Raw genomic sequence first — 21,657 nt, 5'->3', positions numbered from 1 at the left:
TGTGTCGTCGTCCCCTCGCTCATTTCGCGTCCTCCCCGAACGATGCCTCGTACCGGTCCGACCACGCGTGCTCGTGCTCGACGAGCGCGTGCGGCTCGGCGTACACGTTCTCGAACACGAGCGAGCGGTCCGGTGTGCCCAGCGCGAGGCAGGCCTCACGGATACCGAGCGCGTACGTCTTCGCCTCGTCGGCGACCCGCTCGAAGAACTCGTCGCCGACGCCCTGCGCGCGCAGGTAGCGCTCGAGCCGCAGGATCGGATCGCGCTCGCGCCACGACGCCGTCTCCTCGTCGGCGCGGTACTTCGTCGGGTCGTCGCTCGTCGTGTGCGCACCGATGCGGTACGTCATCGCCTCGATGAACGACGGCCCCTCGCCCGCCCGTGCGGCGTCGAGCGACGTGCGCGTGACGGCGTACGCGGCCATGACGTCGTTGCCGTCGATCTGCGTCGACGGCATGCCGAAACCCGCGGCACGCTTGTAGAGCGGTGTGCGCGACTGCACCCGCACGGGCACGGAGATCGCCCACTGGTTGTTCTGCAAGAAGAACACCTGCGGCGTCCGATAGCTGTTCGCGAAGACGAACGCCTCGTTCGTGTCGCCCTGGCTCGTCGCGCCGTCGCCGAAGTACACGATCGTCGCCTCGTCGCGACTCGGGTCGCCCGTCCCGACGACCTCGTCGAAGAGCTGCCCCATGGCGTAGCCCGTCGCGTGCAGCGTCTGCGAGCCGATGACGAGCGTGTAGAGGCGGAAGCGGAACTCCTCCGGGTCCCAGCCGCCGTGGGTCACGCCGCGGAGCAGTGCGAGCACGCGCGTGAGATCGACACCGCGCACGAACGCGACGCCGTGCTCGCGGTAGCTCGGGAACGCGACGTCCTGCGGCCGCAGCGCGAACGCGGAGCCGATCTGCGCCGCCTCCTGCCCCTCCGCGGGCACGTAGAGCGCGAGCTGGCCCTGCCGCTGCAGGTTCGTGCCCTCATGGTCGAAGGCCCGCACGAACGTCATGTCGTGATACGCCCGCTGGTAGTCGTCGAGCGTGAGCTCGTCGAGCGCCGCGAGGAACGGGCCCGCGGCCGCGTTCGGCCGCACCTCGCCGTCGGGCGTCAGGATCTGGACGGTGTCATCGCTCAAAGTCACAGCGGCGGTGCCTTCCTTCCGGTCGCGCCCGATCGGCGCTGTCCGCCAGTCTACGGATGCCGACACGAGCCCCCTTGTCAGCATCGGTCAACGTTCGACGGATTCCTTTGTGTGTTTCAGCTCAGGAAATCGGGCGAGGATCGCCGCGGCCGACTTGAGGATGGGCCCGACGGCACCGTCCTCCCCGATCGACACCCGGATGCCGTCACCCGCGAAGGCACGCACGACGAGGCCGTGGTCGCGGAAGATCTGCTCGGCCTCGCCCGTGTGCGCGCCCGTGGGGAGCCACACGAAGTTGGCCTGCGAGACGGGCAACCGCCACCCCTGGTCGGCGAGTGCACGCGCGATCTCGTCGCGTCGCACCGTGATCTCGGCGATGCGTCGACCGATCTCGTCGACCTCACCGAGTGCCGCGAGCGCCGCGGCCTCGGCCTGCGCCGTGACGCTCAGCGGGATGCCGGCCGGGTGCAGCGCGGCGATGTTCTCGGCACGCCCGACGAGGTAGCCGACGCGGAGTGCGGCGAGCCCGTACGCCTTCGAGAAGGTGCGGGCGACGACGACGTTCGCGTGCTCGGCGAGCAACCGCGAGCCGTCGGCGGCGCGCCGGTCGGTCACGAACTCCGTGTACGCCTCGTCGATCACGACGAGCACGTCGTCGGGAACCCGATCGAGGAAGTCCTCGAGCTCCCCGTGTCCCACGACGGGGCCCGTCGGGTTGTTCGGCGTGCACACGATGACGAGCCGCGTGCGGTCGGTGATCGCGTCCGCCATGGCGTCGAGGTCGAGCGATCCGTCGTCGCGCAGCGGCACCTGCACACCCGTCGCACCCGTGAGCGCAACCATGCCGGGGTACGCCTCGAAGCTGCGCCAGGGGTAGACGATCTCGTCCCCGGGCCCGGCCGCGGCGAGGGCCGCCTGGTACAGCAGCGCGACCGACCCCGAGCCGATGAGCACCTGGTCGGGCGACACGTCGAAACGCTCGGCGATCGCCTCCCGCAGTCGCCGGGCGGTGGCGTCGGGGTACCGGTGGTACGCGTCGGCGGCGGCGACCGCCTCGACGACGGCGGGCAGCGGCGGGAACGGCAATTCGTTCGACGAGAGCTTGAAGTCCGTGGCCGCGGCGGGCCGACCCTGCCGGTACGCGGTCTGGGCGACGATCTCCGGGCGCAGCTTCACGGTGGGACGCGTCATCCCCGCAGTCTATTGCGCCGGATCATGCCGCCGGTGTGCCCGACCGTCGCGGCGCCGCGGCCCGCCGCTCACGGATGTCGTCGGCGTGCGCGTCGCCCCAGTGGCCGACCGCGTCGAGCACCCGTTCGAGCTCCGCGCCGTCGTCGCTCAGGCCGTACACCACGCGCCGCGGGAAGCCACCGTCGTCGCTGCGCTCGACGAGACCGTCGCGTTCGAGCTGGCGCAACTGCTCGGTGAGCACCTTCTCGGTGATGGGGACGATCGCCCGGCGCAGCTCCGCGAACCGTCGATCGCCCTCGGCGAGCCGCCAGAGGATCGTGGGCTTCCACTTCGACCCCACGAGATCGAAGACGACGTTCACCCCGCACGTCCACCGATCGTCGTCCATGAGTTCCTCCGTCGTCCGCGGACGCACATCGAAGTGCGTACTGGTCGGAATCGTCGTGCACTCCCAGCATGGACGACATGACCGAACGCACCAACACCATCACCGTTCTCGGCCTCGGCCCGATGGGCACGGCGATCGCCCACGCGATCGCCGCGTCGGGTCGCCCCGTCGCCGCGTGGAACCGCACGCCCCGCACGCGCACAGCGCTCGGGCTCACGACGGACGCCATCCGACTCGCCGACGATCCGGTCGAGGCCGTCGAAGCCGCGGGGATCGTCGTCCTCTGCGTCCGCGACCACACGGCCGCGTGCGAGGTGATCGAGCGCATCGCGCCGGCCGTCGGGCAGCGGATCGTCGTGAACGCCGCAACGGGCACCCCCGCCGAGGCGCGCGCCTCGGCGACGGCGGCGGAACGCCTCGGCATCGCCTACGTGACCGCCGCGATCATGGTGCCGACGCCGCTCGTCGGCACCGACGAGAGCCTCGTCCTGTACGCGGGCGCAGACGACGAACTCGATGCCCTCGGGCCGCTCCTCGACGCGCTCGGCGGCACGGCGGACCTCACGGGCACGGATCACGCCGTCCCACCCGCACTCGATCTCGCGATGCTGGACGTGTACTTCGCGGGCATGGACGCGCACCTGCACGCGACGGCACTCGCCGCTGCCAACGGCATCGAGCCCGCGCGGTTCCTCCCGTACGCGCGTGGCATCGTGTCGACGCTCGGTGACTCACTCGCCGGCCTCACCGACGCCGTGGCGCGGCGCCGCTACGACGGCGGTCAGGCGAGCCTCGCGATGTGCCGCGCGTTCCTCGAGCACATCGTCGGTTCGAGCCGCGATGCAGACATCGATCCCGGCATCGCGGGCCTCGTCCTCGATGCGTCGCGTGACGCCGAACGCGACCATCCGGGGACGACGGACTGGGACGTCGTCGCCGAACGGTTCCTCCCGACGCGTTGAACACGCGTGTCCGCCGCGCCGACCCGGGTGCGTCCGCCGTGCGGGTCGTCGCGCGTTCCACCGGCCAGCCCCATGGTTCGTTCCGGGCGCGCGCGGCATGATGGAGTCATGCGCCTCCTCGTCAACCTCGTCGTCAACGCGGTCGCCCTCTGGGTCACGACCCTCATCGTCTCGGGCGGCACGCACGTCACGCCGTACGAGGACACCCCGCTCGCGTGGGTACTCACCTACCTGCTCCTCGGGGTCATCTGGGGTGTCGTCAACGGGATCATCGGCGGCATCCTGCGCACAGCGGGCTTCTGCATCTACGTGCTGACGCTCGGGCTCATCGCGCTCGTCGTGAACGGGTTCCTGTTCTGGCTCGTGGGGTGGATCTCGAGCCTCATCGGCTTCGGCCTCACGGTCGACGGGTTCTGGTGGGCGGTGCTCGCGGCCCTCGTGATGTCGATCCTGACGGCGATCCTCGGCGCGCTCACGCGCGGCATCGGTCGCCGCACCTCCTCCGACGAGGACTGAACCACGCCCCGATCGGCACGCGCCGTGGCGCCACACCGTCCGCGAGCATCCGACGCGTGTCACGCCTCGCCACCGAATCGCGGTTGCTCGCGCCCGACGGTGACGAACTGACGGCCCGTCGCGCTCGCACCGGCGAACGCCGCCTCGATGCGCGCGACGGACGGTCCACTCGGGTCGACGAACTCGGGCGCCAGGCGAGCGGATTCGCGATAGAGCCCGAGTTCGTGTGAATCGAACCACCCGTCGGTGCGCGCAGCCCGACCGGGGCCGTAGGGATCGACCGTGACGATCGCGGACCCGTCGTCGTCCGGATCGCGAAGCCCCTGCAGCGCGACGAGCGGATCGGCCGGATGCTGGAGTTCGACGACGGGGACGTCGGGCGGGAGCGCCGTCGTCGTGATCGGTCCCCCGACCGACACGAATCCCTGAACGTCGTATCGTCCGGACTCGGTGATCGCCTGCGCGACGAGCGCACCCTGCGAGTAGCCGGCGAGGACGATCTCGTCCCCCGGCCGTATGCCCGCGGCGTCGAGCGCGAGGAGGACCGCCGAGATCGACTCGCCCTCGTTCCGACCGTACGCCGCGAGGTTCCCGACGTGGTCGAACGGTTGGCGCGAGCTCCCGAACCCCTGGTTCGAGGTGCCCGTGACCGAGACGAGTCTGATGATGCCGCCGTCCGGACGCGTGTAGGTCGTGACGGAGACCTGCGGACCACCGTCCTCGGCGTCCGGGATGCTCCCGACGATGTCCGCCATGTCGGGCGGGCCGCCGCCCAGCGGGCGACGGTCGTGGGCCGTGACGACCAGCCCGCCGACCGTCAGCGCACCGATCGCGACCGCGCCGTCGTGCACCGCGTCGAGGAGCGCCCGTTCGTCACCGCGGAGGGGCGCCGGGACGGGAAGACCGACCGCACCGAACACGAGATCGTCGGCGAACTCCACGCCCACGCGGACGACCGCCGCGAACTGCGGGGTGTTCCGCATCGCCCGGAGCGCCGCCCCTCCCGCGGCCAGGACCGCGACGGCGGGCAGGAGCCCCGCGGCCCCGCCGAACGGTGTCGCGAGTCCGAGTGCGACCGTGAGCCGCGCGACCGTCCCGGCACCGGCCTCGGCCGTCGCCCGCACGATCGACCACACGGCATCCTCCGCCGTGCGAAGGCGGTCCTCGGCCGCGCGCGTCCGTGCGGCGAAGTCGTCGACGCGCTCCAGTACGACCTGCACGCCGGCCGGCAGGGTGCCGGTCATCGGGCCCACCGTGCCCGCCGCACCCCGTCCGTCGATCAGGACACGCAGCGTGGCGTTCGCGCCCTCGAGGCCACGCACCGCCGCCTCGAGCGCCAGCGCCCTCCCCCGGAGGCCGGTCGCATCGTGGACGAGGACCACCTCACCCTCCCGACGACGGCAGTACCCCGAGGATCGCCGCCTCGCCCGCGGCACCCGCGGCGAGTGCCTCGAGCGCGACCGCCTCGGCGACGAGGCCGGCGAGTTCGACGTCGTGGCCGAGCCAGAGGGCACCGCCCGACGGGGTCATCGTCGAGGCGACGAGGGTCTCGCGGAGGCGGGCGACCGCCTCCCGCACCTCCTCGATCGCCGCCCGTGTGGAACCGTCCACGTCCCCCACTCGCTGCATCGTCGCCCCGATCCGCCACGGGCACGGCCCCCTGCCGCGCTCGAAGCATGCTCGCCCCTCGACGAGCACCCCGTCGTGGATCGCCCGTGCGTCTGTGGACGGTCACCGTTCCACAGGCGACGCACCGATGGGCAGACGGTCGACCGCCACCCGGCGAGCCCGAGTGACACGAGCGGGGAGTTCAGTCGGCGATGACGATGTCCGCCTCGAGATCGGTCCAGGCACAGTCGAGCAGCGCCGCGACGCACTCCCTCGCCGTGCGATCGACGTCGTCGAGGGTCGCACACTGGCGGGTCTGTCCGCACTCGGGGATCTCGATCACCCACCAGCCCGCCTCGCGGAAGACGACGGCCGAGAAGGCGTGCGACGCGAACACGGCGGACCGCCGTTCAGCGCGCGCGATCGAGGACGCCGCGCACGAAGGCGGCCTGGCCCGCGTGTTCGAACGCGTCGCCGAGGATGCTCACGAGCCGGACGCCGCGCGTGACGGGCGGGTCCCAGGCCGGATCGATGACCTCGTCGAGCGCGTCGTCGTCGAAGCCGCGGAGGACCTCCTGCGAGAACACCCCGACGGCGTCCACATAGGCGAGCAGCTCGTCGGCGGGTGCGTCGATGCGGGCGACCTGCTCAGAGGTGTTGCCGTACCCGACGTCGTCGTCGTCGACGTCGAGCCCTGTCCGCGTGCGCCAATCGCCCGTCACCCACACCTGCTCGCGGCCCGCGAGCTGGGCGAGTTGCGCGTCCTGTTCCCGTCCGATGTGCCACGTGAGCCAGAGCAGGGAGTTGGCGTCCGGGTCGAGTCGGGAGATGAGCTCGTACCTGTTCGCACCCTCGACAGCGGCCCGGACGAGCGCGGGGATGCGGGCGTACCCGTCGGAAAGGACCTCGGTACTGCGCATGCTGAGCCACCCCTCGGACGATGCGACCCGCACGGGCCGGGCCACTGGTGCGAATCTAGCGAACGGAGCGGTACCGGCGCTGTGCGTCCGTGTCACGCAACGAGACGACCCGCCGGGTCCCACTCGACGCGAGGTCGAGGGAACGCCGACGGGTCGTCGTCGTGAGGCGCCTAGCTGCGGCGGCCCCGAGCACGCGAGGCGACGAGCGCACCCGCACCGGCGATCAGGAACGCCGCCACGAGGAACAGCCCGGGGGCGAGCTCCCCACCCGTGTTGGCGAGCTGCGGGCCCGTGGGCGTCGAGGGCGTCGTGGGTGCCGGGGTGGTCGGTGCCGGCGTCGTGGGCGCGGGCGTCGTCGGCGTCGGCACGAGCGGCGTGTGCGTCGTGCTGCAGTCCGGGTCGGTCGAACCCTCGACGCAGTTCGAGACTGGCGGCGTGAAGCCCGGGGACACGTCGGCCTCGGCGGTGATGACGTTGACGAGCACGTCGTCGGCCGTCACGTCGGCGTCCACCGTCACCGTGTAGCTGAGCGTCGCGGTCTCACCGACCGCGAGCGTCCCCTCCCAGTGCAGCGTCGCGTTGTCCTCGTCGACGACCGGCGCGTCGACCGGTGTACCGTTCACGGTCGCCGTGGCCGAATCCGTGACGTAGCTCGCGTGGGCGAAGACGCCCGCGAGGTCGTCGTCGAGCTTGGCCGGGGTGAGCGGCACGTCGCCCGTGTTGGCGACCGTCACCGTGTAGGTGATGTCCTGACCGGGGTCGATCTGCGAGCCCGATGCGGGATCGGACGACTTCTTGACCTCGAGCGCGGGCGTGCCGAGGACGTTCTCGACGGGTCCGACGGTCGCCGTCAGGTTGTCGCCGTCGATCGTGAACGTGCCCGCGGCCTCGGTCGGCAGCAGGTAGCCGGCGGGCGCCTTGGTCTCCGTGAGCGTGTAGTCGCCCCAGCGCAGCCCGTCGACGCCGATCGCGCCCACGGCGGGGTCCGTGTCGTTCGTGCCGTTGTCGACGACGACGATCGGGTCCTGGCCCTCGGTCTCGAACGTCCACTCGGAACCCGCGAGCGGCGCGCCGTCGGCGTCCGTCTTCGTCCAGGACGCAGCGCCCAGGCGAGCGGTGTTCGTCACCTCGCAGGAGACGAGGTCGCCCACTCCGACGTGCGCGACGACGTCGCGGCTGTCGTCGGTGCTGCTCTCCGTGAGGTCGTCCGCGGGGATCTCCTCGCCGTTGCGCGTGCACGCCCACTCGACCGTGTAGTGGTCGAGGTCGACGTCATCGGACGCGCCCCGCTCGGTGAAGGTGACGTCGGAGCCGCCGGGGCCCGTGAGCTGCTCGACGGGGTCGGTGGAGGCCGACGTCGCGTCGCCCTCGGTCGAGGCACTCGAGATCTCGCCGTTCGCGTCGCTCGTCGAGACGGTGAACTGGTCGCTGTCCTGGTAGCGGCTCTCGACGGTCTTGCTCACCTCGACCTTCGACAACATGACCCCGAGCGCGATGCCCTGGCGGCTCGAGGAGAAGTCGTTGATGAACGTCGAGGAGATGGTCGTGGGCGTCTCCGCGATCGCGGCGAGCGAGGCGAGGCCGGCCGCGGCGCGACGGAATCGTGAAGGGGAGTCGTGAGCGGTCGATCGTCGCTCGAGGACGTCAGGCATGACGGTTCTCTTCTCTGAAGCGGGGGAATTCAGTGGGGGCTCGAAGAGCAGATGGCAGGACGTCGCACGGTGGACCGTGGCCTTTTACCACAGGCAGCCTATATGAACTCGACCGTCGACTGGGAGGTCCGTCCCCGTCTGCCGTCATCGCGAACGGCGCGGGGCCGTGAACCGAGATCTCGGTTCACGGCCCCGCGCCGTTCTGCGATCGTCCGATCGCTCGCGTGGATCAGCCCTGGCGGCCCCGGCGTCGTCCGAGCGCGAGGGCACCCGCTCCGGCGAGCACGAGCGCGCCGAGGACGAACAGGGTCGGGGACAGGTCGGCGCCCGTGTTCGCGAGTTCGGGCGAACTCGGCGTCGACGCCGGCGGGATCGGCACCGCCGTGGTCGGCGGGACGCTCGTCGTGGTGGGCGGCACGGGCTCGGTCGGCGTCGGCGGGATCACGGGCGTGTGCGTCGTGCTGCACGCGGGGTCGGTGGACCCTTCGACACAGTTCGGCGTCGGCGGCGTGAAGCCCGGGGGCACGTCGGCCTTCGCCGTGATGACGTTCACGAGCACGTCGTCCGTCGTCACGTCGGCGGCGACCTGGACCGTGTAGGTCAGGGTCGCCGTCGCGCCGACCGGCAGCGCGTCCTGCCAGTGCAGCGTGCGTGCGGTCGTGTCGACCACGGGCGCGGCGGCCGCGACGCCGTTGATCCCCGCGACGGCCGAGCCGTCGACGTAGCTCGCGTTGTCGAGCACGTCGGACAGGTCGTCATCGAGCGTGGCGGGCGTCAGATCGACGTCACCCGTGTTCTGCACGGTCACCGTGTAGGTGATCTGCTGGCCGGGTTCGACGGTCGATCCCGACGCGGGGTTCGAGTCCTTGCGAACCGCGATGCCGGGCGTGCCCGGGGTGTTCTCGATAGTGCCGAGGAGTTCGACGAAGTGGTCGCCCGAGATCGTGAACGTCGAGGTCGCATCGCTCAGGAAGTGACCGTCGGGCGCCTTCGTCTCGACGAGCGAGTACTCGCCCCACTTCAGGCCGTCGACCTGCACGTCACCCACGGCGTCGTTCGTGTCGTTCTCGCCGTTGTCGACGACCGTGATCGGCGAACCACCGGTGGGCGTGAGGGTCCACTCGGAACCGGCGAGGGCCGTCCCGTCCGGATCGACCTTCTTCCAGGACACCGAGCCGAGCTTGGCCGTGTTCGTGACGGTGCAGTCGACGAACTCACCGACACCCACGTCGACGGACACGGACAGGCCGTCGGTCGACGGGGTCACGCGCGAGGGTTCGATCGCCTCGCCGTTCGCCTGGCACTGCCACGCGGTGTCGTAGTGCTGGAAGTCCACCGAATCGCTCGCCGCGCTCTCGGTGAAGGTGATGCGCTTGCCGTCGGTCGTCGTGACGATGCTCGTGCCGCCGGTCGTGGCCGTCGAGGCGTCACCGCTCGTCGAACCCGTGCCGAGCACGCCGCCCTCGTCGGAGGTGGTGACGGTGAACTGGTCGGCGGAGTCGTAGCGCGAATCCACCTGCTTGTTGGCCTGCACCTTGGAGAACATGACGCCGAAGGCGACCGCCTGGCTCGAGTACGGGTTGCCCGTCAGGAACGCGCTCGACACCTCGGTCGGCGAGTCGGCCGCGACGACGACCGCGCCGGCCTCGCCGCTCACGCCGAGACAGCGGACCTCGTTCGTGCCGAGACCGCTCAGCTCGGCCTTGCAGGCCGGGTACTCGGTGCCGTCGGCGCCGATCGCGGGAATGTTCTCGATGAGCTTGATGGGCGCGTCGGACCGCCAGGTGTAGCCCTCGTTGCGGTTGCTGCGATCGGCGTCCGCCATGACGAGCGAGTAGCCCGAGGTCACCGCGGTGTCGTTCTGGTAGACCTTGATGTCGGTGATCTCGATGATGCCCGACTCGCGGGGCGCGTCCACCCACCCGGCGGGAACGCCCTCGCGGTCGATGTAGAGCGCGGGCTTGCCCGTGGTCCCCACGTAGTCCTGCGTCCCGAGGAGCGACTGCTCCCACGCCGGGAACGGCACGGCCTGGATGCCGCGATCGGAGACGCTGGTGCTCCCCGAGGTCTGCGTCTGCTTGACGAACTTCGCGTGGAAGTCGATGCGGATGCCGTTGCCGAGCTGCGTCGACATGTCCTGCCCCGTGAGCGCGGCGTCCCCGCTGAACGCCGAGAGGTCGAGCCAGCAGATCGTGTCGGCGCTGGGGCCGCCGGTGCCGTAGCTGCAGCCCTCCGTGTCGTCGGGTGCGGCGTTCGCCGGGGCGGCCGACGAGAGGGCGGGGGCGAAGAGCCCGGCCGCGAGCAACAGGGCACCCAAGGCGAGGGCGGTCAGCCGCCCGAGCCGGGCGCGCTGCGCCGCGGCAGCGTGTGGGGGATGGAAACGCATGACACTCAATATGTTCACTGGATGCAAAGGGGCACCGCGCGGTGGCAGACGTTCCGTCATCCGCCCCCCGCGGAAGTATGCACCACGGCGTCACGACGCCGGTGCTGGAGACGATATGAACCATAACAGGCGTCATCCTTCGCCCCAAGCCCCGTGACTTCCCGGCATTCGTCGCACGGGCGGCCGCGTGATGCGTGACAATGGGGGACATGCCAGCCCGTCATGACGACGCGATCCTCCGCATCTGCTTCGTCTGCACCGGCAACATCTGCCGCTCCCCCATGGCCGAGGTCATCTTCCGCGACATGGTCGACGAGGCCGGTCTCGCCGATGCCGTCTACATCACCTCCGCCGGGACCGGCGAGTGGCACGTCGGCGAGAAGGCCGACCCGCGCACGCGCGCGGCGCTCGATCGCGTCGGCTACTCGGCCGAGAACCATCGGGCGAAGCAGTTCGAGGTGTCGTGGTTCGAGACCTTCGATCTCATCGTGACGTTCGATCGGGGGCAGCGACGCATCCTGCGCGCGTGGGCCCGCGACGACGACGAACGCGCGCTCATCCGACCGCTCCTCTCCTTCTCGCCGGCGGACCCGGGCTCCCCCTCGGGTGAGGTGCCCGACCCGTACTATGGCTCCGACGAGCTGTTCGACCGCGTGCGCGACATGATCGAAGTCGCCTGCCGGGGTCTGCTCGCCCAGATCGAGCCCGTCGTGCGAGCGGCCCAACAGGGCCGCCGCGCGTCCGCCGTCCGACACGACCCACCGTCACAGGAGCCGTCATGAGCCCACTTCCCCCGCAGATCCTCAGCCCGCTCGACTCCCGCTATGCGTCGGTGACGGCGCCGCTCGCCGAGCACCTCTCGGAGGCCGCGCTCAATCGGGCCCGCGTGCACGTCGAGATCGAGTGGATCGTCTTCCTCACCGACCGCGAGCTGTTCGGCTCGACGCGCCTCGACGACGAGCAGAAGTCGGCCCTCCGACGCGTCGTGACGGACTTCGGGCAGCCCGCGCTCGACGAGCTCGCCGCCGACGAGGCCGTCACCCGGCACGATGTGAAGGCCGTCGAGTACTTCGTACGTCGCCGCCTCGCGGAACTCGGGCTCGATCCGATCGCCGAGCTCACGCACTTCGCGTGCACGAGCGAGGACATCAACAACCTCTCGTACGCGATCACGGTTCGTGGTGCGGTCCAGCACGTGTGGCTTCCTGCCGCCCAGGATCTCGTCGCGAAGCTCGCCGAACTCGCCGTGGACCACCGTGACGACGCGATCCTGTCGCTCACCCACGGGCAGCCGGCGACGCCGTCGACGCTCGGGAAGGAGCTCGCGGTGTTCGCGCACCGCCTCGGGCGCGTGCTGCGGCGCATCGAGAACGCCGAGTACCTCGGCAAGTTCGCCGGCGCGACCGGCAACTTCGCCGCCCACGTCGTCGCCGCTCCGGAACTCGACTGGGAGGCACTGGCCCCGGAGTTCCTGTCGGCGTTCGATCTCGAATGGAATCCGCTCACGACGCAGATCGAATCGCACGACTGGCAGGCGGAGCTCTACAGCGACGTCGCGCACTTCAACCGCATCCTCCACAACCTCTGCACCGACGTGTGGATGTACATCTCGCGGGGGGTGTTCCGGCAGATCCCGCAGGCGGGCACGACCGGATCGTCGACGATGCCGCACAAGATCAACCCGATCCGCTTCGAGAACGCGGAGTCGAACCTGGAGCTGTCGAACGCGATCCTCGACTCGCTCGCGTCGACGCTCGTCACCTCGCGCCTGCAGCGCGACCTGACGGACTCGTCGTCGCAGCGCAACATCGGCGTCGGATTCGGGCACTCGCTGCTCGCGATCGGGAACGCACGGCGGGGTCTCGAGGAGATCGCCGTGGACCGCGATGTGCTCGCTCGCGAGCTCGACGAGAACTGGGAGGTGCTCGGCGAAGCGATCCAGACGGTGATCCGCGCCGAGATCGTCGCGGGTCGCTCGACGATCCACGACCCCTACGCGGTCCTGAAGGAACTGACGCGTGGCCATCGCATCGGTCGCGACGACCTCGTCGCGTTCGTCGAGGGGCTCGACATCGGCGACGACGCGAAGCAGCGATTGCTCGCGCTCACGCCGGCACGGTACACGGGACGTTCGTCGGAGCTCGTGGAGCGTCTCGAGCGTCCGTGACGGAGTTCGGGCGGGTCGGCGATCGGCGACGACCGTCGACCCGCTCGTGTCGTGGTGCCGCCGGGGCGTGAGGCGTCGCCGCCGGCACGCCGGGATCAGCGACGGTCGGCGTCCGCCCCGGACGGGTCCGCGTGCTCGTCGCGCGCTGGGTCGTTCGCATCGCTCGCCGTGTCGTCGACCTCGATCACGTCGATGATCTCGACGTCGTCGAGTGCGGCTGCGTGTCCGTCCTCGTCGGGTGCGGCGGCCGGATCGGCCACGGTGTCCGACGCCGGTTCGTCGGCGACTGCAGCACCGTCCGCACCGTCGGCAGGGTCCGTGCCCGCACGTGCGGCGACGGTCGGAGCGGATTCGTCGTGCGTGTCGGTGGCGGATTCGTCGTGCGCGTCGGTGGTGGGTTCGACGTCGTCGTCGGTGGCGGCGTCGGCGGCAGCGTCGACCGCCGTCTCCGCCTCGCTCGATTCCGTCTCGAACCGATCGAGGTAGTGGGTCGCGCTCGCGTTGGGGCGGTACGAGAGCACGAGCATGGCTAGGACGACGATCGCGACGATGAACGTGCCGACGCCCGCGATGATGCCCATGAGCAGGTTCGCGAGCCCCATCGTGTAGACCACGATGAATCCCACGAACCCACCGAACACGGCCGAGATGCCGATCAGTTCGAAGGGTTTCATGAGCGCCTTGCGCTTCGGGTCGACCACTCAGTTCACCTCGGTGGCCGGTTCATCGGCCGCGTTCTGGATCCGGACATCGTTCCGGTTGGCACGTCGCTGCGCGCCGCGGAGGGTGAACGCCTCCACGGCCAGGAGCACGGCGAGGATCGCGGCGTACCCGCCGACGAGTCCGCCGATCTGGATCGTCGCGGTCATGGCGCCCTCGACCTGCTCGAGGCCCCCGTACTCCTGGTACAGGTCCGGCGGGACGAGCGCGACGAGCACCCCGAGCACGAGCGTGATCGGACCGATCAGCACCGACTCGCGGGCGAGGACGCGGGCCGGGCGAGCCTGCCACGCGGTGAGGACCCACAGGCCACCGGCCAGGATCGCCCAACCCGCCACGAGCCAGATGAGCGTCGCGGTCGAGCGCGCGTCCGGGAGTGCAGCCAGCATGATCGCGACGAGCCCGACGACGAGCGAGAGGAGGCCACGGGTGATGACGCTCGCCCTCCCGGGCAGGGCCCGGGCACGGCGGGTGCCGAGCACCACGACGACGCCCGAGCCGAGCGTGAGCACCCCGAAGGCGACGAGATCGAACGTGAGCGTGTGCCCCGGCGTGAACGCGATGACGAGTGCGATGACCGCCGCGATCGCCGCGCGCGCGAGCATCGACCCCCAGATGCTCGGTGAGACGCGGTCCGTCGTCGTCTCGGGTGGTCCCACGACGTCGGCGGTCATGCGGTCACCGTCCGGTCGCGCACGACGCCGGTGGTCGCGCGCCGTCGGGCGACGGCGCGACGGTGCAGGGACGTGGAGATCGTGCGCAGCAATGAAGACCCTTCGACCCCGGATCGGAGTTCATATGGCGGGAGTGCGCCCCTCGGGGCGTGTAGCCGAGTCTAGCAATCGGTGACGGTGGTGCCGTCCGCGCGGCGCCCGCCGCCGCGTCAGCGCGGCGTGCCGGCACCGACGGGGCGTGGCCGCGCGTCAGGACGACGGTTCGATCGTGAAGCGCATGTCGGTGAGGACGGAGTCGACGAGCGCGTCGTCGAGCCGACCGTCGGCGCACCCGACGTTCAGGAGCACGAAGTCGCCGGAATCCGCGAACGCCCGCGTGGCGAGCCACTGGGTGCCGTAGGAGGTCGACACCTCGAACGCGAGCAGCGAGACCGACCCCCCGGTGGTCGTGCCGATCTCGACGACGTCGAGTCCTCCGGGCCGTTCGCCGAGCACCTTCTCGAGCAGGCTCTCGCTCATGTCGCGATCGTCCGATCCGGTGACCCCGGGCACGTCGGCACCGGTCTGGGACGACACGAGACACTCGCCCCCGCCCTGCTCCCAGCGGTCGACTCGGTAGTCCTCGGTCTCGTCGGCACCCAGGGGACTCCATTCGCTGCCCTCGTCCATCATCACGATGGGTGTTGCGGCGAGCGACGACGAGCCGTCGAAGCCCAGATCGATCGCGGCGACCGGCGCGGTCGTCGGCGGTGGCGACCCTGCCGACGCGAGGAAACGTGGCAGCGCGAACGCGGCGACGAGTGCCACGACGATCAGCGCGCCGGCACCGATCGGCACCCACGCCCAGAGCGGCATCCCCGAGCGACGCGGCTCGGGGGCGCCCGGGAGCATCCGGGAACCGCCGTCGGGCGGCACCTGTCCAGGGGCGTAGCCGATCGGCGGCGGTCCGTAGCCGGCGCCGTGGACCGTCGACGGCTGCCCGTCACCTGCGCCGTAGCCGGTCGACGGCTGCGCGGGGACGGAACCGAAGGTTCGCGCGTCCCCCGTACGCGTCACCGGCGCGCCGATGGTCCCGGTGCGTGTCGCCCACGTGCCCGCTGGTGGTGCCCCCGCGGCAGGTGTCGTCGTCGTGGCGAATCGGTCGTACTCCGCGGCCGGGTACCCGGTGGGCGGCGGCGTGTCCGACGACGGTGCGCGGTCGACCGCCGGAATGCCCCAGGTCGACGACCGGGGGGTGCCGAACACCGACGCCCCGTCGTACTCCGCCCCCTGTGCGGACGAGTGGTTCGGCACCTGTTCGCCCTGCACGCCCGTCCCCCAGAACTGATCCGACACGACATCTCCCGCTTCGTCCGCCCGACGCCGTCCGCGTCCACCCCGCCGACCGACGGTATGTCCCAAGTCTGTGGCGCCGCCGACCGCGACGGAACCGACGACGGATTGATCCCGACACCGCCGGGCGACTGAGTGACGCCGCCCGCCGTGACGAACCGATCGGGATCAGTGCCGCACGTCGAGCACGATGTTCGAACGGACGTCGTCGATCCGCTCCTGGTCGATCTGTCCCGACCGACAGACCAGCGACAGGATGATCTCGTGCCCCGACCCGGCGAACGTCCGGGTCAGGAGCCACTCGTCGAGTGTCGTCGTCCGCTGCATCGCGAACTCGAGCACGTCGATGGACTCACCGCTCGTGACGGGTTGTGCGGCGTCCCGGACGTCCGTCAGGATGCCGATCGAATCCGCCGCGACGAGGTCGTAGCGTTCCATCGACTTCTCGCGGTCGGTCGAGGACGGAAACGCCGACATCTCGAAGACGTACGCCGCGAACGAGCACTCGCCGCCCGGAGCGCGCCAGGTCTGCTTCTGCCCACCCTGCTGCAGCTCGACGCCCTCGTCGACCCATCCGCTCGCGGTGAAGGAGATCGTCGGGTCCCCGGTCAGCGCCACGGTCCGATCGAGCGAGAGCGCGTCCGCCGTGTCGGTGCCGACCGTGCTCGTCGTCGACGAGGACGTCGGCTCGGTGGAGCTCGTCGTGGTGGTGGCCGGCGCGGTCTCGTCGTCCGTGTCCCCGTCGCGGAAGCCCTGCCAGACGGCCCAGACGATGAGGGCGACGACGAGCACACCGGCGATGACGATGAGGGCCCAGCCCCAGCCGGGCAGGCCACCCGACGGTGGCGTCCCGGAGCCGGGCTGCTGCCCGTACCCCGCCTGCTGCGGATAGCCGGGCTGCTGCCCGTACGCCGGCTGCTGCGGATAGCCCGGTTGCTGCCCGTACGCCGGCTGCTGCGGGTAGCCCGGCTGCTGCGGGTAGCCCGGCTGCTGGCCGTACCCCGGCTGTCCGCCGGACGCGCCCCACTGATCACCGGGGTAGGTCATGTTTCACCTTGCTCTCGACGCGCGAGGGGCGCCTGCGGGCGGCGGTCCACGCACGACGCATCCGTCGATCGATCGTCAGCCGTCGACGGCCCGCACACGTCTCGTGCCCAAACTAGCGTCGGCGCCGAACCGTTGCGTCCGCCCGGGGTGGTATCCGCGGACGCCGGCGTCGTGCGTCGATCAATCGGCGCGGCGCTCGGTCACGTCCGCGACCGTCGCGCCGAGTGCTTCGATCGCCGCCGTCCCGTCGAGCGTCGCGGCCACGCCGTGCGCGCCGGCGCCGATCGACACGGTGCGCCCGAGCACGGTCGGGTCAGCGATGACGGGCCACGCGTTGCTCGAGCCGAAGGGGGTGATCGTGCCGCGCTCGTAGCCGGTGACTGCACGGGCCGTCGCCGCATCAGGCATCGACAATCGCGTGACGCCGAGCGCGTGCCGCAGCTTCGGCCAGCTGATCTCCCGATCACCGGGCACGAGGACGAACAGGAAATCGTCGTCGGCCCGGCGCACCACGAGGGTCTTGATGATGTCGCCGGGTTGCACGCCACGGGCGGCCGCCGCCTCGTCGAGGGACGCGACTCGGCCGTGGCGCGTGATGCGGAAGTCGAGGCCCGCGGCTTCGAGTGCGGCGGCGGCCGGCGCGTCCACACGATCGAGATCGTCGGCCGAGGGCGAGGTGTCGGTTCCCATGGGCCGCATGCTACGCCCGACGCTCCCAGCCGATCGCGCGAGACTGGCGCCGTGCAGGCGAACGGCGCGTGGCCCGAGGGCGTTCCCGGTCGACTGCGTCTTCCATCGGGCCGGACCGTCGTCGGACGGGGGCGTCGCTCGACGTGGCCCGGCGATGCGCCGGAGCCCGAGTTCGAGTTGGTGCTCGCGGGCCGCCGCGAGGGCGAGCGCCCTGCGTGGCCCTCCGAGGTCCTCCGGTGGCCGGATTTCGGCGTTCCCGCGGATCGCGACGAGGCGCTGCGCGCACTCCGCGCCGTGCTCGTGCGTTCGACGTCCGAACGCGTCGCCGTGAGCTGCCGTGGCGGACGAGGACGGACCGGAACGGCACTCGCCTGCCTCGCGGTGCTCGACGGCGTCGGCGCCCGTGCGGCCGTCGCATACGTGCGGACGAACTACGACCGGCACGCGGTCGAGACACCCTGGCAGGCGCGCTTCGTGCGTCGTCTCGAACGACCGGCCGCACCGCGTCGCCCCTGACCGGCGTCGTTCACGCCGCAGGTCGCACCGACCGGACACGCGACCCGACGGTCAGACGACGACGACGTCGCCCTCGCGGACGCTGCCGTCGCGCACGACCCGGGCGTAGACGGCGGCCTTCGCGTCGCGGTCACGCCCGAGCGGAGCGAGCCACGGGCCGCGCCCGGTGGCGCCGTCCTGCGCGAGGTCGATCATGCGACATCGTGTCACGCGTGCCGTGACGACGAGTTCGACATCGCCGATGCACACCGGGCGGTCGATCCAGCCCTCTTCCTCGAACGGTTCACTCGTCGTGACGACGAGGTTGGTCCTGAGGCGGCGGGGGTCCGCATCGATGTCGTACCGGTCGGCGCAATGGGCGAGCGTCGCCGTGCCGACGAGCGAAACGGGCGCGGCGTCATGGAATCGCGCACCGGGGTCGTGGAGGAGGACGGCGTCGGTGCCGAGTCGGCGGCGCAGGTGCTCGTCGATTCCCGGGTCAGCCGTATCCCACTCCTCGTCCCCGTCGACGATGCGCACCCGACCGTCGGCACCCGTCCGAGCGCGCAGCTCGAAGAGGGCGTCGTTGCGTCGCATGCGCTTCGTGTTCTTGCCGGAGAGCCACCTGCCGTCCGGTTCCGCGATGACGTGGACCCGGTCCCCCTCGATCCCGTGTTCCGTGACGCGCGCTCGCGAGAGCGGCTCGCCGCCGAGCGCTTTCACGGGGTACCGGCGGATCGATGCGAGTCGGCGCGTCATGGCTCGATGCTACGTCCGCCGCCACGCCCACCGGGCGGCGGGAGCGGCGGCGGCACGGACTCGAATCAGCGGCGCAGCGCGAAACCGCCGTTCCACGTGATGCGCTCGGACGCGGCGAGCGTGAGCTGGAGGAATCCGAGCGCCTCGAGCTCGCGGGCGCGACGGAGCGTCCCGGCATCGGCGGCCGCGAGGCCCGCTGCGGTGGCGAGATCGAGCACGGCCTGCCGGGCCGATTCGTCGTCGCCCGCGGCCAGCACGGTCGTCGGGTCGCCGCCGAGTTCGCGCGACGAGAGCGTCCCCGCGAAGTTCGTGTTGAACGCCTTGACGATGCGGGCGCCGGGGAGCGCCACCTGCAGCTCGGCCGCGGCGGAACCGTCGGCCGCCACGACGAGCGAGTCGAACGTCGCGAAGTCGAGCGGGTTGGTGATGTCGACGACGACCCGACCGTCGAGTCGGGTGCCGTAGGTGTCGGCGATCGTCGCGAGCGCGGGATAGGGCACGGCGAGCACGACGATCTCGCCCGTGACGTCGTCGCCCACGGTTCCGGCGGTGCCGGCGACACGACCGGCCAGGACCCGCGCCTTCTCCTCGCTCGTGCCGAGGACCTGGATGTCGGCGCCCGCGGCGCTCGCGACGTCGGCGATGGCCGACGCCATCGTGCCCGTTCCGATGATGGTGATGCTCGTCATGTCGATTCCTCCATGTTCATGCCCCGTCGTCGTTGCGACGTGGTCTCGTTCATGTGTTCGAGGTGACCGTACGCCCATTTACTTGTAGCTACAAGTGTCAGTTGCGCGGCATCGGCAGACGACACGGATCCGTCCGGCCGGCGGCCCGTGACCGAGCGGGGCACGCGTGCACGCTCCGTCCACAGGAGGGCAGGAGGGGAAGCGGGGAGGACGGTCGTCAGCGACGGATGTCCACCACGATGTGCGAGAGCGCCTCGTCGATCACGTCCTGTCCGAGCGTCCCCGACCGGCACTCGACGGCGAGGCTGACCTCGTGACCCGATCCGGCGAACGACCGCGTCCGGAGCCACCGGTCGCTGTCGTCGTCACGCCGGACGACGACGTCGAACATCGCGATGTCACCGGCGCGCTCGGTCGCCTGCGCCACCTCGTGCACCTCCCTGATCGTGTCGGCCGAATCGAGCACGAGGGCCTCGTACCGTTCCTTCGACTGCTCACGGTCGTTCTTCGCGGGCGATGGATTCCGGGTGTAGACGTACCCCTGGAAGTAGCACGTACCACCGGGATGCCGCCATGTCTGCACCTCACCGAGACTGAGCTGCGTGACGCCCTCGAACGTCCAGTCGCTGTCCGCGAACTCGATGGTCGGCGCAGCGGCGAGCGTGACGGTCTCGTCGAGCGACAGGACGTCGTCGCCCAGCGGATCGCCGGTCGGCGATGCGGAGCCGCTCGGATCCGCCGGCGGGGAGGTCATCGGGGGCGTCGTGGCGCCGGTGTTCGAGCCCCGAACGCCCTGCCAGACGGCCCAGGTGATGAGACCGACGATGAGGACGGCCACGATCACGATGAGCGCCCATCCCCACCCCGGGAGTCCACCGGAAGGCGGCGTCTGCCCCGGTTGTTGCCCGTAGCCCGGCTGCTGTCCGTACCCGGGCTGTTGCCCGTAGCCGGGCTGCTGCCCGTACCCCGGCTGCGGGCCGTACCCCGGCGACGGCCCGTATCCCGGCTGGACACCGGACGCGCCCCACTGATCCCCCGAGTAGCTCATGGCTCCACCTCGCGCTCGACGACCGGAGGGTGCCCGCGGACGCGTCGTGCGTGTTCCGCGGCCCGGCCGGAGACTGCGCCGGACGGTGCGTACCCGCGCTCACGCTGAGCCCGCGCCGACGACCGACACGTCCACCCCGAGTCGCATCCGGCCCGGTCGGGTGGGTGACGGGTTCGGGCGGCACAATGGTCGGAGCCCACGATCCTCGACGGAGGGAGCGCCGAATGCGCATCGCACTCGCACAGATCTCCTCGACCGGTGATCTCGGTGAGAACCTCCGGCTCGTGGGAGAACACATCCGTCGTGCCGCGGCCGACGGGGCGGATCTGCTCGTCTTCCCCGAGGCGACGATGTGCGCGTTCGGCGGTGACCTTCCCGCCGTCGCGGAACCCGTCGACGGCCCCTGGGCGAGCGACGTCCGCGCACTCGCCGTCGAGTCGGGCATCACCGTGGTCGTCGGCATGTTCACCCCCGGCGAGGGCGGCCGCGTCCGCAACACCCTGCTCGTGGTCGGGCCGGACACGGCGACGCACTACGACAAGATCCACCTGTTCGACGCGTTCGGGTATCTGGAGTCGGATGCCGTGACGCCGGGCGCGACGCCCGTCGTGATCACCGTGGCGGGAACGCGAGTCGGTCTCGCCACGTGCTACGACCTCCGCTTCCCGGCCCTGTTCGTCGCGAACGCGCTCGCCGGCGCCGAGGTCTCGGTCGTCGCGGCCTCCTGGGGCGACGGTGTGGGCAAGGCCGAGCAGTGGGCGCTCCTCGGTCGGGCGCGCGCGCTCGATTCCACGACGTTCGTGGTCGCCGTCGATCAGGCCGATCCCACGAGTGTCGGCCGCGAACCGGTGGGCGGTGCGCCGTCCGGTGTCGGGGGCAGTCAGGTGGTCTCGCCTCTCGGCGAGCAGCTTCTCGTGCTCGGCCGTGGGCCCGAGTACGCCGTCGTCGACGTCGTTCCGACGGCGGTCGGTGAGGCCCGTTCGTCGCTCCCCGTGCTCCGGAACATCCGCCCGCTCGGTGCCACGACGGTCGGCACATGACCGGCTGCGCGGGCCACGCTGGTCAGCGTGCCCACGGACGCCGCGGCTAGCATCGCCGCGTGTCCGATCCTGCGCCGTTCCGTCCCACCGAACTCGAGCCCCCCGACGCCGACGTCCCTCCGACCGCGGCCGGGGCCGATGAGCGGGGGGCGCTGCTGCCGGCGGAGGCGGCCCGCCTCGGTCGCCGTATCTCGGTGACCTCGGACGGTGGAACGGTCACCGTGTCGCAGGAGGAGCT

At 71.1% G+C, this 21,657-nt stretch carries 23 protein-coding genes; 6 read left to right on the top strand and 17 right to left on the bottom strand.

Annotation, left to right across the window (positions count from 1 at the left end; genetic code table 11):
* Positions 1–19: 19 nt before the first annotated feature.
* The 3 genes from HNR16_RS15775 to HNR16_RS15765 form a co-directional block, all read right to left on the bottom strand.
* The gene (locus tag HNR16_RS15775) at positions 20–1,135 is read right to left on the bottom strand and encodes a thiamine pyrophosphate-dependent dehydrogenase E1 component subunit alpha (protein ID WP_225737986.1); all 1,116 of its coding nucleotides are present in this window, start codon (positions 1,133–1,135) and stop codon (positions 20–22) included.
* Between the two features lie 87 nt (positions 1,136–1,222).
* Entirely contained in the window at positions 1,223–2,326 is a 1,104-nt protein-coding gene (locus tag HNR16_RS15770) for a histidinol-phosphate transaminase (RefSeq protein WP_158041985.1), read from the bottom strand.
* A gap of 22 nt (positions 2,327–2,348) precedes the next feature.
* Positions 2,349–2,714 carry a winged helix-turn-helix transcriptional regulator gene (locus tag HNR16_RS15765; protein WP_218868467.1) on the bottom strand — a complete coding sequence of 122 codons (366 nt, stop codon included), beginning with the start codon at positions 2,712–2,714 and terminating at the stop codon, positions 2,349–2,351.
* 77 nt (positions 2,715–2,791) lie between these two features.
* Here HNR16_RS15765 and HNR16_RS15760 point away from each other — a divergent pair, with 77 nt between their 5' ends.
* Entirely contained in the window at positions 2,792–3,676 is an 885-nt protein-coding gene (locus tag HNR16_RS15760; protein WP_158041986.1) for an imine reductase family protein, read from the top strand.
* Between the two features lie 108 nt (positions 3,677–3,784).
* Positions 3,785–4,192, top strand: coding sequence for a phage holin family protein (locus tag HNR16_RS15755; RefSeq protein ID WP_158041987.1), 408 nt, complete (start codon positions 3,785–3,787; stop codon positions 4,190–4,192).
* Positions 4,193–4,251: 59 nt separating this feature from the next.
* On the opposite strand, the gene HNR16_RS15750 is transcribed toward HNR16_RS15755, so the two are convergent.
* The 6 genes from HNR16_RS15750 to HNR16_RS15725 form a co-directional block, all read right to left on the bottom strand.
* Entirely contained in the window at positions 4,252–5,574 is a 1,323-nt protein-coding gene (locus HNR16_RS15750) for an alpha/beta fold hydrolase (RefSeq protein ID WP_158041988.1), read from the bottom strand.
* Position 5,575: 1 nt separating this feature from the next.
* Positions 5,576–5,803 (bottom strand): hypothetical protein, encoded by a 228-nt coding sequence (locus HNR16_RS15745; protein ID WP_158041989.1) that lies wholly within the window; start codon positions 5,801–5,803, stop codon positions 5,576–5,578.
* A 199-nt stretch (positions 5,804–6,002) separates the two neighbouring features.
* Positions 6,003–6,197: a hypothetical protein gene (locus HNR16_RS15740; protein ID WP_158041990.1), complete on the bottom strand. Its 195-nt coding sequence runs from the start codon at positions 6,195–6,197 to the stop codon at positions 6,003–6,005.
* 13 nt (positions 6,198–6,210) lie between these two features.
* Positions 6,211–6,720 carry a mycothiol transferase gene (locus HNR16_RS15735; RefSeq protein WP_158041991.1) on the bottom strand — a complete coding sequence of 170 codons (510 nt, stop codon included), beginning with the start codon at positions 6,718–6,720 and terminating at the stop codon, positions 6,211–6,213.
* Between the two features lie 170 nt (positions 6,721–6,890).
* Positions 6,891–8,372, bottom strand: coding sequence for a DUF7927 domain-containing protein (locus HNR16_RS15730; protein WP_158041992.1), 1,482 nt, complete (start codon positions 8,370–8,372; stop codon positions 6,891–6,893).
* 229 nt (positions 8,373–8,601) lie between these two features.
* Positions 8,602–10,758, bottom strand: coding sequence for an MSCRAMM family protein (locus HNR16_RS15725; RefSeq protein ID WP_158041993.1), 2,157 nt, complete (start codon positions 10,756–10,758; stop codon positions 8,602–8,604).
* A 209-nt stretch (positions 10,759–10,967) separates the two neighbouring features.
* Between HNR16_RS15725 and HNR16_RS15720 the strand changes: the two genes are divergently transcribed.
* Together HNR16_RS15720 and purB are read left to right on the top strand one after the other, a co-directional pair.
* Positions 10,968–11,540: a low molecular weight protein-tyrosine-phosphatase gene (locus HNR16_RS15720; RefSeq protein WP_225737987.1), complete on the top strand. Its 573-nt coding sequence runs from the start codon at positions 10,968–10,970 to the stop codon at positions 11,538–11,540.
* Entirely contained in the window at positions 11,537–12,925 is a 1,389-nt protein-coding gene (gene purB, locus HNR16_RS15715; protein WP_158041995.1) for an adenylosuccinate lyase, read from the top strand. Before HNR16_RS15720 ends, purB begins: the two co-directional genes overlap by 4 nt.
* Positions 12,926–13,020: 95 nt before the next feature.
* On the opposite strand, the gene HNR16_RS15710 is transcribed toward purB, so the two are convergent.
* From HNR16_RS15710 to HNR16_RS15690, 5 genes are all read right to left on the bottom strand, one after another.
* A complete protein-coding gene (locus HNR16_RS15710) occupies positions 13,021–13,626 on the bottom strand; it encodes a hypothetical protein (RefSeq protein ID WP_158041996.1) in 606 nt (201 codons plus the stop codon).
* Positions 13,627–14,319 (bottom strand): DUF308 domain-containing protein, encoded by a 693-nt coding sequence (locus HNR16_RS15705; RefSeq protein ID WP_158041997.1) that lies wholly within the window; start codon positions 14,317–14,319, stop codon positions 13,627–13,629.
* Between the two features lie 249 nt (positions 14,320–14,568).
* Complete coding sequence (locus HNR16_RS15700; RefSeq protein WP_158041998.1) at positions 14,569–15,654, bottom strand: hypothetical protein; 1,086 nt, start codon at positions 15,652–15,654, stop codon at positions 14,569–14,571.
* Positions 15,655–15,819: 165 nt separating this feature from the next.
* Entirely contained in the window at positions 15,820–16,698 is an 879-nt protein-coding gene (locus HNR16_RS15695) for a DUF5336 domain-containing protein (RefSeq protein ID WP_179558295.1), read from the bottom strand.
* Positions 16,699–16,878: 180 nt separating this feature from the next.
* Positions 16,879–17,388 carry an aminoacyl-tRNA deacylase gene (locus HNR16_RS15690; protein ID WP_158041999.1) on the bottom strand — a complete coding sequence of 170 codons (510 nt, stop codon included), beginning with the start codon at positions 17,386–17,388 and terminating at the stop codon, positions 16,879–16,881.
* 51 nt (positions 17,389–17,439) lie between these two features.
* On the opposite strand from HNR16_RS15690, the gene HNR16_RS15685 reads away from it, so the two are divergent.
* A complete protein-coding gene (locus HNR16_RS15685) occupies positions 17,440–17,904 on the top strand; it encodes a protein-tyrosine phosphatase family protein (RefSeq protein WP_158042000.1) in 465 nt (154 codons plus the stop codon).
* Positions 17,905–17,955: 51 nt separating this feature from the next.
* Here the strand turns inward: HNR16_RS15685 and HNR16_RS15680 are convergent, their stop codons facing one another.
* The 3 genes from HNR16_RS15680 to HNR16_RS15670 form a co-directional block, all read right to left on the bottom strand.
* Entirely contained in the window at positions 17,956–18,642 is a 687-nt protein-coding gene (locus HNR16_RS15680) for an MOSC domain-containing protein (RefSeq protein ID WP_158042001.1), read from the bottom strand.
* A gap of 65 nt (positions 18,643–18,707) precedes the next feature.
* Positions 18,708–19,331 carry an NADPH-dependent F420 reductase gene (locus HNR16_RS15675; protein WP_158042002.1) on the bottom strand — a complete coding sequence of 208 codons (624 nt, stop codon included), beginning with the start codon at positions 19,329–19,331 and terminating at the stop codon, positions 18,708–18,710.
* A 217-nt stretch (positions 19,332–19,548) separates the two neighbouring features.
* Positions 19,549–20,379, bottom strand: a complete 831-nt coding sequence (locus HNR16_RS15670) for a hypothetical protein (RefSeq protein ID WP_158042003.1) — start codon at positions 20,377–20,379, stop codon at positions 19,549–19,551.
* 224 nt (positions 20,380–20,603) lie between these two features.
* Here HNR16_RS15670 and HNR16_RS15665 point away from each other — a divergent pair, with 224 nt between their 5' ends.
* The gene (locus tag HNR16_RS15665) at positions 20,604–21,419 is read left to right on the top strand and encodes a carbon-nitrogen hydrolase family protein (protein ID WP_158042004.1); all 816 of its coding nucleotides are present in this window, start codon (positions 20,604–20,606) and stop codon (positions 21,417–21,419) included.
* Positions 21,420–21,657: the final 238 nt, after the last annotated feature.

The sequence above is a fragment of the Pseudoclavibacter chungangensis genome, assembly GCF_013410545.1.
In the GTDB taxonomy this organism is placed as follows: Bacteria; Actinomycetota; Actinomycetes; order Actinomycetales; family Microbacteriaceae; genus Pseudoclavibacter; species Pseudoclavibacter chungangensis.
This window is presented reverse-complemented; position numbering and strand designations above follow the sequence as displayed.

Excerpts from the sequence above, each read along its gene's own strand:
- HNR16_RS15670 (WP_158042003.1), bottom strand. The coding sequence starts at position 20,379 with ATGAGCTACTCGGGGGATCAGTGGGGCGCGTCCGGTGTCCAGCCGGGA.
- HNR16_RS15725 (WP_158041993.1), bottom strand. The coding sequence starts at position 10,758 with ATGCGTTTCCATCCCCCACACGCTGCCGCGGCGCAGCGCGCCCGGCTC.
- HNR16_RS15730 (WP_158041992.1), bottom strand. The coding sequence starts at position 8,372 with ATGCCTGACGTCCTCGAGCGACGATCGACCGCTCACGACTCCCCTTCA.
- HNR16_RS15675 (WP_158042002.1), bottom strand. The coding sequence starts at position 19,331 with ATGACGAGCATCACCATCATCGGAACGGGCACGATGGCGTCGGCCATC.
- HNR16_RS15720 (WP_225737987.1), top strand. The coding sequence starts at position 10,968 with ATGCCAGCCCGTCATGACGACGCGATCCTCCGCATCTGCTTCGTCTGC.
- HNR16_RS15680 (WP_158042001.1), bottom strand. The coding sequence starts at position 18,642 with ATGACGCGCCGACTCGCATCGATCCGCCGGTACCCCGTGAAAGCGCTC.
- purB (WP_158041995.1), top strand. The coding sequence starts at position 11,537 with ATGAGCCCACTTCCCCCGCAGATCCTCAGCCCGCTCGACTCCCGCTAT.
- HNR16_RS15765 (WP_218868467.1), bottom strand. The coding sequence starts at position 2,714 with ATGGACGACGATCGGTGGACGTGCGGGGTGAACGTCGTCTTCGATCTC.
- HNR16_RS15695 (WP_179558295.1), bottom strand. The coding sequence starts at position 16,698 with ATGACCTACCCCGGTGATCAGTGGGGCGCGTCCGGCGGACAGCCGGGG.
- HNR16_RS15755 (WP_158041987.1), top strand. The coding sequence starts at position 3,785 with ATGCGCCTCCTCGTCAACCTCGTCGTCAACGCGGTCGCCCTCTGGGTC.
- HNR16_RS15690 (WP_158041999.1), bottom strand. The coding sequence starts at position 17,388 with ATGGGAACCGACACCTCGCCCTCGGCCGACGATCTCGATCGTGTGGAC.
- HNR16_RS15665 (WP_158042004.1), top strand. The coding sequence starts at position 20,604 with ATGCGCATCGCACTCGCACAGATCTCCTCGACCGGTGATCTCGGTGAG.
- HNR16_RS15705 (WP_158041997.1), bottom strand. The coding sequence starts at position 14,319 with ATGACCGCCGACGTCGTGGGACCACCCGAGACGACGACGGACCGCGTC.
- HNR16_RS15770 (WP_158041985.1), bottom strand. The coding sequence starts at position 2,326 with ATGACGCGTCCCACCGTGAAGCTGCGCCCGGAGATCGTCGCCCAGACC.
- HNR16_RS15760 (WP_158041986.1), top strand. The coding sequence starts at position 2,792 with ATGACCGAACGCACCAACACCATCACCGTTCTCGGCCTCGGCCCGATG.
- HNR16_RS15735 (WP_158041991.1), bottom strand. The coding sequence starts at position 6,720 with ATGCGCAGTACCGAGGTCCTTTCCGACGGGTACGCCCGCATCCCCGCG.